9 protein-coding genes are annotated in these 9,295 nt (G+C 74.5%); 4 read left to right on the top strand and 5 right to left on the bottom strand.

Annotated features, from left to right (window positions below; translation table 11 throughout):
* Positions 1-101: 101 nt before the first annotated feature.
* Both ACFYMP_RS02020 and map read right to left on the bottom strand, forming a co-directional pair.
* Positions 102-776 carry a heme oxygenase (biliverdin-producing) gene (locus tag ACFYMP_RS02020; protein WP_388848928.1) on the bottom strand — a complete coding sequence of 225 codons (675 nt, stop codon included), beginning with the start codon at positions 774-776 and terminating at the stop codon, positions 102-104.
* A gap of 171 nt (positions 777-947) precedes the next feature.
* The gene (gene map, locus ACFYMP_RS02015) at positions 948-1,805 is read right to left on the bottom strand and encodes a type I methionyl aminopeptidase (protein WP_388848926.1); all 858 of its coding nucleotides are present in this window, start codon (positions 1,803-1,805) and stop codon (positions 948-950) included.
* Between the two features lie 65 nt (positions 1,806-1,870).
* Between map and ACFYMP_RS02010 the strand changes: the two genes are divergently transcribed.
* A complete protein-coding gene (locus ACFYMP_RS02010; RefSeq protein ID WP_388848923.1) occupies positions 1,871-2,089 on the top strand; it encodes a hypothetical protein in 219 nt (72 codons plus the stop codon).
* A gap of 48 nt (positions 2,090-2,137) precedes the next feature.
* Here ACFYMP_RS02010 and ACFYMP_RS02005 read toward each other — a convergent pair whose 3' ends face one another.
* Both ACFYMP_RS02005 and ACFYMP_RS02000 read right to left on the bottom strand, forming a co-directional pair.
* Entirely contained in the window at positions 2,138-2,338 is a 201-nt protein-coding gene (locus ACFYMP_RS02005) for a hypothetical protein (protein WP_388848921.1), read from the bottom strand.
* Between the two features lie 63 nt (positions 2,339-2,401).
* A complete protein-coding gene (locus ACFYMP_RS02000) occupies positions 2,402-3,535 on the bottom strand; it encodes a hypothetical protein (RefSeq protein WP_388848918.1) in 1,134 nt (377 codons plus the stop codon).
* 155 nt (positions 3,536-3,690) lie between these two features.
* Between ACFYMP_RS02000 and npdG the strand changes: the two genes are divergently transcribed.
* On the top strand, positions 3,691-4,395 hold the full coding sequence (gene npdG, locus ACFYMP_RS01995; RefSeq protein WP_388848915.1) for an NADPH-dependent F420 reductase: 705 nt from the start codon (positions 3,691-3,693) through the stop codon (positions 4,393-4,395).
* A 113-nt stretch (positions 4,396-4,508) separates the two neighbouring features.
* On the top strand, positions 4,509-4,712 hold the full coding sequence (locus ACFYMP_RS01990; protein ID WP_388848912.1) for a hypothetical protein: 204 nt from the start codon (positions 4,509-4,511) through the stop codon (positions 4,710-4,712).
* A gap of 52 nt (positions 4,713-4,764) precedes the next feature.
* On the opposite strand, the gene ACFYMP_RS01985 is transcribed toward ACFYMP_RS01990, so the two are convergent.
* Complete coding sequence (locus ACFYMP_RS01985; RefSeq protein ID WP_388848909.1) at positions 4,765-5,562, bottom strand: site-2 protease family protein; 798 nt, start codon at positions 5,560-5,562, stop codon at positions 4,765-4,767.
* A 293-nt stretch (positions 5,563-5,855) separates the two neighbouring features.
* On the opposite strand from ACFYMP_RS01985, the gene ACFYMP_RS01980 reads away from it, so the two are divergent.
* Positions 5,856-9,281: a BTAD domain-containing putative transcriptional regulator gene (locus ACFYMP_RS01980; protein WP_388848906.1), complete on the top strand. Its 3,426-nt coding sequence runs from the start codon at positions 5,856-5,858 to the stop codon at positions 9,279-9,281.
* Positions 9,282-9,295: the final 14 nt, after the last annotated feature.

Genomic DNA, 9,295 nt, shown 5'->3' with positions numbered 1-9,295 from the left:
CGCGACACGCTCCCCGCGCCCCGGCCACCCCCCCCGGCCCCCCCCCGGCCGTGCGCGCGGGCGGGGGGGGCTCCGCTGTGAGGTGCCGGCGCGGGAACGGATCAGGCCGCGGCGAGCGGGAACTCCTCGCCCAGCTCCTGGAAGACGGCCGTGTTCAGCGCGAAGGCCCGCTTGCACTCCTCGACGACCCGCGGCCTCTCCACCTCGTCCAGCGGCAGCGCGTCCAGCAGCTCGCGGTACTCGCGCTTGAAGGCCGTCGGGCTGCCGATCCCCTCGAAGACGTAGAACCGCACCCCGTCGCCCTTGCGCGCGAAGCCCCAGGTCCGCTCGGCCCTGTCCCGGATGATCTGACCGCCCGACAGGTCGCCGAGGTAGCGCGTGTAGTGGTGGGCCACGTAGCCGCCGGGCCACTCGCGCGCGCACTCGGCGATCCGCCGCGCGTACGCCTCGGTGGCGGGCAGGGCCCGCGCCCGCCCCTGCCAGCCGGCGCCCAGCAGATGGGTGAGATCCCGCTCCAGCTCCGGCAGCCGGGCCAGCTCGGGCCGCACGAACGGACCCGCCACGGGATCGTCCGCGAGCGCGCCGGAGCGCTCCTCCAGGGACCGGTAGACGAACCACAGCTGCTCGGTGTAGCGGGCGTAGGCCGACACGCCCAGCCGCCCGCCCAGCAGGTCGCTCATGAACGTCGAGGTCTCGGCCTCGGTGTGCTGCGCGTGGGAGGCGGAGCGGATGACGGCCGAGAAGGGGATCTCGGTGGGGTCCGGCGGGGTGTCCAAGGGGAACCTCCGGGAGCGAGGGGAGCCGAAAGGGCGGGAACCAGCTCGATCATCTAACTTAGGTAAACCTAAGTCAACTGGTTCCCGACGACCTGTCGGTAAGGATTCTCGTCCCGTCGCGACCCCTCCGCCATGCCCGCGCCGCCACGCGAGGCCCGGCGCGCGGAGCCTCTAAGGCAGCGTCAGGATCTCCGCCCCCTCCTCCGTCACCACGAGCGTCTCCTCGAACTGCGCGGTCCGCCTGCGGTCCTTCGTGACGACCGTCCAGCCGTCGTCCCACTGCTCGTAGTCGTACGTCCCCAGGGTCAGCATCGGCTCGATCGTGAAGGTCATGCCCGGCCGCATCACGGTCGTGGCGTGCGGGCTGTCGTAGTGCGGCACGATCAGCCCGGAGTGGAAGGAGCGGTTGATCCCGTGCCCGGTGAAGTCCCGCACCACGCCGTAGCCGAAGCGCTTGGCGTACGACTCGATGACCCGGCCGATGACGTTGATCTGCCGCCCCGGCCTGACCGCCTTGATCGCCCGGTCCAGCGCGGTACGGGTGCGCTCCACGAGCAGCCGGGACTCCTCGTCCACCTCGCCGACCAGATACGTCGCGTTGTTGTCGCCGTGCACCCCGCCGATGTACGCGGTCACGTCGAGGTTCACGATGTCCCCGTCGTTCAGCACCGTCGAGTCCGGGATGCCGTGACAGATCACCTCGTTGACCGAGGTGCACAGCGACTTCGGGAAGCCGCGGTAGCCGAGCGTCGAGGGGTAGGCGCCGTGGTCCACCATGTAGGCGTGCGCGACCCGGTCGAGCTCGTCCGTGGTGACTCCGGGCCGGATGTGTTTCGCGGCCTCGTCCATGGCGCGGCGCGCGATCCGCCCCGCGACCCGCATCGCCTCGACGGTCTCCGCGTCCTGGACCTCGGGCCCGGTGTACGGCGTCGGCGCGGGTTTGCCCACGTACTCCGGACGCCGGATGTTCCCCGGGACGGACAGTTTGGGAGAGATCTCCCCTGGTACGACAAGTGACTGGCCAGACATACCGGCGAGTCTAGTTGGGCCCGGCTGGGGCACGATGGGGCCAGGAGCACGAGAGAGGACCGGTCATGGCCCTGTTCAAGAAGAGCGCCAGCGGAAAACCAGGCGAGTGGTACTACTGCCTGGAGCACGGAAAGGTCGAGGAGGGCCCGCAGTGTCCCTCCAAGGACCGCATGGGTCCCTACCCCACGCCCTCGGACGCCGAGCAGGCGATGCGGATCGCCGAGGTGCGCAACAAGGAGTGGGAGAACGACCCGCAGTGGAAGGACCCCAAGGCCGGGGAGTGACCCGGCCGGGTTGAGGGCGGGCCCGGAACGCCGGGGCGGCCGGGAGGCTCAGGGGCCCTGGCGGCCCCGGCGCGGGAGCCGGGTCGCCATCCGCCACAGCACCCGCACGTCGTGGTAGCCGACCCCGGTCTCCACCGGGTCGGGCAGGTTCTCGCGACTGCTCCCGGACACCGACCTGCGGCCGTTCGTGCCCGGGAAGCGGACCTCGGTACGGGGCGGTGAGCCGAAGCGCAGCTCCTCCGCCTCCACCGAGGTGGTCAGCTCGATGTCGTCCGTCCCGGGCTCCCCGGCCCCGGGAGCGGCGGGGTCGTTTCAGGGCGGCTCCTCGCGCCGGTGCGGGCGCGCGGGCCGCCGCCGCACGGCGTCCGTGGACCGTCCGGAGGCTCCCGCCTCCGTGCTGCTCACCCGCTTGCGGGTACGGGCGGCCGTGCGGCCCGCCTTGCGCACCGTACGACCGGACTCGTCGACCGTACGGCGCGGTTCCGCACGGCGCGGCTCCGCGTCCCCGTCGCCGCCGGTCCCCGCCCCGTCCTCGTCCTCGGGTTCGTCCTCGGCTCCGCCCTCGGGTTCGTCCTCGGGTTCGTCCTCGTACTCGTCGTCCGCCGTCGCGCGGGACGCGCCGGCGCTCCCGGTCACGTCGTCCGCCCGCCCGGCCGCGCTGTCCACCGCGTCCCCGGCCCGTCCGGCCGCCTCGCCGGCCCGGTCCACCGTCTTCCCGGCCTCGTCCCCGACCTGCCCGGCCGTCCGCCCGGCGCCTTCGCCGACGTCCCCGACCGCCCCGCCCGCGCCGCGGCCGACGTCCTTCGTGGCCTGCCCGGCGCCTTCGCCCACGTCCCCGACCGCCTTGCCCGCGCCGCGCCCGACCTGTCTGGTCGTCTCCCCGGCGCCTTCGCCGACGTCCTCGACGGCCTTGCCCGCGCCGCGCCCGACCTCCCGCACGGTCTGCCCGGCGCCCTCGCCGACGTCCTCGACGGCCTTGCCCGCGCCGCGTCCGACCTCCCGCACGGTCTGCCCGGCGCCCTCGCCCACGTCCTCGACGGCGGAGCCGAGGCCCGAGGTGAGGTTCTCCAGGATCTCCGGGTGGTGGTCGATGGTGGTCAGCACCCGGTTGATGATCTGGGCGACGTTGTTGAGGCGCACCTTCAGCAGGGCCTGCGCGTCCACGCCCCGGATACCGAGCTGGACCCGGCCCAGGGCCACGTCCGCGCCCACGTTGAGTTTCAGGAGGTCCAGCACCTCGGCTTGCAGGGACACCCGGGCCCGCAGGTTCTCGACCTCCAGGTCGATCTCGTCCACGTGCAGTTGCGGCACGTCGAGCAGCACGTCCGGATCGCCCTGCGGGGCGCCCGCGGGCAGCGGTTCCTCCCCGGAAGAGGGCTCGGGCACGTACTCCTCCTCGGCCTCGTCCCGCTCGTCCTGCCGGGGCTCGAACTTCTCGTCAGCCATACCGCCCCCAAGGGGTGCCGGATACACGCAATAAGTCCGCTTTCCACCATAGGTGTGTCCGGGCGAGGGCGCTGTTCGTGGTGGTGCGGGCCGGGTGGCCGGTGTGGGCGTGGGTGCACGTACCACCAAGCGTTACCAGCCAGTACGCTGCCGTCATGACTTCCACCGACAGTGCGCAGAAGCCGCCCGCCCGGGACCCCTGGGACCTCCCCGACGTCTCCGGACTCGTCGTCGGCGTACTCGGCGGCACCGGGGACCAGGGCCGCGGCCTCGCCTACCGGCTGGCCCGCGCGGGCCAGAAGGTGATCGTCGGCTCGCGCGCCGCCGATCGCGCGGCCTCCGCCGCCGCGGAACTGGGCGAGGGCGTCGAGGGCGCCGACAACGCCGAGTGCGCCCGCCGCAGCGACATCGTGATCGTCGCCGTCCCCTGGGAGGGCCACAAGCCGCTCCTGGAGAGCCTGCGCGAGGAACTCGCCGGCAAGCTCGTCGTCGACTGCGTCAACCCGCTCGGCTTCGACAAGAAGGGCGCCTACGCGCTCAAGCCCGAGGAGGGCAGCGCCGCCGAACAGGCCGCAGCCCTGCTGCCCGGCTCCCGGGTCACCGCGGCCTTCCACCACCTCTCGGCGGTGCTGCTGCAGGACCCCGAGGTCGAGCAGATCGACACCGACGTACTCGTCCTCGGCGAGTCCCGCGCCGACACCGACCTCGTCCAGGCCCTCGCCGCCCGCGTCACCGGGATGCGGGGGATCTTCGCGGGGCGGCTGCGCAACGCGCATCAGGTCGAGTCCCTCGTCGCCAACCTGATCTCCGTCAACCGCCGGTACAAGGCGCACGCGGGCCTGCGCGTCACCGACGTCTGAGCCGCCGCACCGGGCCCGGCCGCGCGGGGCCGGGCCCCGGACCGGGGCACACGGGGCATGGGAGACACTGTTCGGGCACGCCACATCCGTATCCGGACAAGGAGCCGACCCCCATGCCCCGCCTCGCTCTGTACTCCGTCGTCGTCTGCGCCCTCGCCGTCGCGGCGGCGGTCGTCTCCTTCGTCCAGGGCAGCTGGCTCGGCATCGTCTGGGTCCTGATCGCCGGGATCTCCTCGAACATGACCTGGTACTACGCGCGCCGCGCCAGGATCGACAAGCGGGCGCGCCGGTCGGAGGGGTCCGCCCTCGCCGGCTGAGGCGCGGACCGGCCGGGCCGCGCGTCTTTCGCGCCCGGGAAGGCGCCGCGACTCAGCCCAGCGAGGCGCAGAGCCCGTCCCGCTCGCGCCAGAACTGGAAGAAGTCCCGGCCGCAGTACGTCTCGATGTCGCTCACCCCGAGCCCGCGCAGCAGCGCGTCGACCGCGTCGAAGAACGCCGCGTTGACCTCCGGCACCCACAGCAGCCCGAAGACCGCGATCAGCCCGAACGGCGCGAAGGGCTCCACCTGCCGGCGCACCCCGTGCGAGAGCCAGGGCTCGATCACCCCGTAGCCGTCCAGGCCCGGCACCGGAACGAAGTTCAGGATCGCCGCCGTCACCTGGAGCAGCGCCAGGAAGGCCAGCGCGAACCGGAAGACGACCGGCACCCCGTCCAGCGCGTCCAGCCAGAACGGGGCCGTGCACACCACGGCGAACAGCACGTTGGTCAGCGGGCCCGCCGCCGAGATCAGGCTGTGCCGCCAGCGCCCCCGGATACGCCCGCGCTCGATGTAGACCGCGCCGCCGGGCAGCCCGATGCCGCCGAGGATCACGAACAGCACCGGGAGCACGATGCTCAGCAGCGCGTGCGTGTACTTCAGCGGGTTCAGGGTCAGGTAGCCCTTGGCGCCGATCGAGATGTCCCCGCTGTGCAGCGCCGTGCGGGCGTGCGCGTACTCGTGCAGGCACAGCGACACGACCCACATCGCGGTGACGAAGAGGAACACCGCGAACGCCGTGGCGTCCGCGTACCCCGTCCACACGGCCCAGCCGGAGACCGCCGCGACCGCGGCGAGCCCCACGAACACCGGGCTGATCCGCCGGTCGCTGCGGGAAGGGGCGGTCGTCATACGGGCTGCTCCTGAACTACGGGGGCCGGGCGGGTACGAGGAACGTACCAACGCGGGCGAGGTCCAGGACACCGCCCGGCGCCGCAGCGGACCGCTTCCCCGGACGGGGCCGCGTCCGCTTTCCGTGCGAGTTTCCGTACGAGGCCGCGTCCGCCTCCCCGCGAGGCCGCGTCCGCCTCCCCGCCTCCTCCGTGGCCCCGCCTCCTCGGGGGCGGGCTGCGGACACCGCTCACGTCCCCGGGGCCGCCGTGGGCCAGTGACCGGCAGGGGCGCGTGGCGTACACAATGGGGTCGTGCGCTACCGCGTCCTCGGCACCACCACCGCGCTCAGCCCCGACGGCACGGCCGTCCCGCTGGGCGGGTCCCGGCTGCGCGCGCTGCTGACCGTGCTCGCCCTGCGGGCCGGCCGGACCGTCCCCGCCTCGGCCCTCGTGGACGAGGTGTGGGGGGACCAGCCGCCCGCCGATCCGCACGGGGCGCTCCAGGCGCTCGTGGGGCGGTTGCGGCGCGCCCTGGGCGCCGGGGAGATCGCCTCGGCCGAGGCCGGCTACCGGCTGACCGCCGCGCCCGACGCCGTCGACCTGCACCGCTTCGCCCGGCTCGCCGCCGAGGGGCGCGGCGCCCTCGACCGGGGCGAGGCCCCGCGCGCCGCCGGACTGCTGGACGAGGCGCTCGGACTGTGGCGCGAACCCCCGCTGCCCGACCTCCCCGACCGCACCGCCGAGGCCGCCCACTGGGAGCGGCTGGCCCACACCGCCCGCACCGCGCGGTTCTCGGCCGCCCTCGCCCTCGGCCACGCCGAACAGGTCCTGCCCGACCTCGCCGCGCTGTGCCTCGCCCACCCGCTCGACGAACCCCTCCAGGCCCTTCGGCTGCGGGCCCTGCGGGACACCGGCCGGGCCGCCGAGGCCCTCGACGCCTACGCCCGGGTCCGCGCGACCCTCGTCGAGCGGCTCGGCACCGAACCGGGACCGGAGCTGCGGTCCCTGCACACCGCCCTCGTCCGGGGCGACACGCGCCACGACACGGCTGCCCGCACCCGCGGGGGCCCCGAGCCGCGCCCGGCCCGCGAGGCGCCCGCCGCCCCGGCCGGTATCGGCAACCTGCGGGCCCGGCTGACCTCCTTCGTCGGCCGCGAGGCCGAGGTCGCCGCGCTGCGCGAGGACCTCACCACCGCCCGGCTCGTGACCCTGCTCGGCCCCGGCGGCTCGGGCAAGACCCGGCTCAGCCAGGAGACCGCCGAGACCCTCGCCGGCCGGTTCCCGCACGGCGTGTGGCTCGCCGAACTGGCGCCGGTCAGCGACCCGGAAGCGGTGCCCGCCGCCGTCCTGGGCGCGGTCGGCGCGCGCGAGACCGTCCTGCGCGGGGCCGGCGCGGAGGAGATGCGGGTCGCGACCGAACGGCACGGGGACGACGCCCTCAGCCGGCTCACCGAGTACTGCGCACCGCGCCGCATGGTGCTGCTCCTCGACAACTGCGAGCACGTCGTCGACGCCGCCGCCCACCTCGCCCAGACCCTCCTGGAACGCTGCCCGCAGCTCACCGTCATCGCGACCAGCCGGGAACCCCTCGGCGTCCCGGGGGAGCGGCTGCGTCCCGTCGACCCGCTGACCGAGCCGTACGCCGTACGTCTCTTCGCCGAACGCGGAGCCGCGGCCCGGCCCGGTTTCCGGGTGGACGAGGACCCCGGGGCCGTCGCGGAGATCTGCCGCCGGCTCGACGGGCTTCCCCTGGCGATCGAACTGGCCGCCGCCCGGCTGCGGATGCTGACCCCGCGCCAGATCGCGGACCGCCTCGACGACCGCTTCCGGCTGCTCACCAGCGGCAGCCGCACCGTCCTGCCCCGCCAGCAGACCTTGCGGGCCGTCGTCGACTGGTCCTGGGACCTGCTGGACGAGCGCGAACGCGGGGTGCTGGGCCGGCTGTCGGTGTTCGCGGGCGGCTGCGACCTGCCCGCCGCGGAAGCGGTGTGCGCCACCGACCGCATCCCGCCCGAGGACGTCGCCGAGCTGATCGGCTCGCTGGTCGACAAGTCGCTCGTGGTCGCGGCCCCCTCCCCGGCCGGCGGCATGCGCTACCGGCTGCTGGAGACCGTGGGCGAGTACGCGGGGGCCCGGCTCGCCGAGGCCGGGGACGAGGAGGCGGCGCGCGCCGCGCACCTCACGCACTACCGCGAACTGGCCCGCACCACCGACCCCGAGCTGCGCGGACCAGGCCAGCGCGAGGCGATCACCCGGCTGGAGAGCGACTACGAGAACCTGCGGGCCGCCCTGCGCAAGGCCGTCGGCGACCACAACGAGCAGGAGGCGCTGTGCCTCGTGCTGTCCCTCGCCTGGTACTGGCAGATCCGCGGCCCCCGCGCGGAGGCCCAGCAGTGGTCCTCGGCCGCCGCCGCGCTGGGCCCCGACCCCTTCACCCCCGGCGCCGCACCCGCCCAGCCGCTGTACGCGAGCTGCACCGGGCAGCCGCCGCCCATGCGGCCCGAGGTCCTCGACGAGGCCCGGCGCGGAGTCCACCTCGTGCACCTCGCCCACATGGACATGGAACTCGATCAGTGGCGGGCGCCCGCGGGCCGGGCGAGACTCCGGGCCGTCACCGAGGTCTACCGGCCCGGACTGCCGCAGACCTGCCGGCCGCCGGGCAACATCTGGTTCTACGCCGTCGTGTTCACCGCCGACCTGCCCCGGCTCGGCGAGGTGGTCGACGAGACGGTCCGCGCCTGCCGGGAACTCGGCTACCGCTGGGAACTGGCGCTCGCTCTGCAGAACCGCGCCAACCTGCTGGCCGGCCGGTACGACCTGTCCGGCGACGCCCGCGCCGACGCCGACGAGGCGCTGCGGCTGTTCCGGGAACTCGGCGACATCTGGGGCGCCGCCGAGGCCCTGTCCTCCCGCGGCGAGGCGTTCGAGCACATGGGGGCGACCGAGGAGGCGGCCGCCGACTACGAGCAGGCCGCGGCCTACGCCGGCGAACTGGGCGCCGTCAGCCAGATGGGCATCCTCCAGGCGCGGCTCGCCGGACTGCTCATCGAGGCGGGGCAGGGCGACAAGGGCGAGGCGCTGCTGCGGGACCTGCTCGACCAGGACCTCCCGCAGGGCAACGAGGCGCTGCCCGCCGCCTGCATGTTCCTCGCGATGCACCTCGGCAGGACGGGACGTACCACCGAGGCCCGGGAGACCCTCGAACGGCTGCGGAGCGACTTCGAGGCCGCTTCCTTCATGATCTTCGACGGAATCCTCCTGCGCGTCACCGGCTGGCTCGACGCCGTGGAGGGCCGCTACACCGAGGCGCTGGAGCACCTGAGCAAGGGGCTGTCCAGCTCCCTCGACCAGCTCGCGCTGATGGTCGCCCCGCACCTGCCGGCCGGATACTTCCAGATCGCCGCGCTCACCCTCGCCCGCCGGGGCACCGACACCGGCGACCGCGAGGACGTGCTGCTCGCCGTCCGGCTGCTCGGCGCGGCCGAGGGGCTGCTGCCACCAGGCCACTGCCCGACCTCGCTGGACCGGGAACTCTTCGAGGAGACCGAGCGGTACATCCGCGACTGGCGGCCACGGGACGACGCCGCCCGCCCCCGGGGGGACGGGTCCGCCGACGGGGCCGGCGGGGGCGAGGGGATCAGCGCCGGGACGCTGGAGCGCCACCGGGCCGAGGGCGCCGCCCTGTCGCTGGACGAGGCCCGGACCCTGGTGCGTGAACTCGCCGCGACGGACGGCTGATCCGCGCCGCCCCG

This window comes from Streptomyces sp. NPDC007088, from assembly GCF_042869355.1.
In the GTDB taxonomy this organism is placed as follows: Bacteria; Actinomycetota; Actinomycetes; order Streptomycetales; family Streptomycetaceae; genus Streptomyces.
Note: the sequence above shows the minus strand (reverse complement) of the source record. Positions and strands in the feature narration are given on the sequence as shown.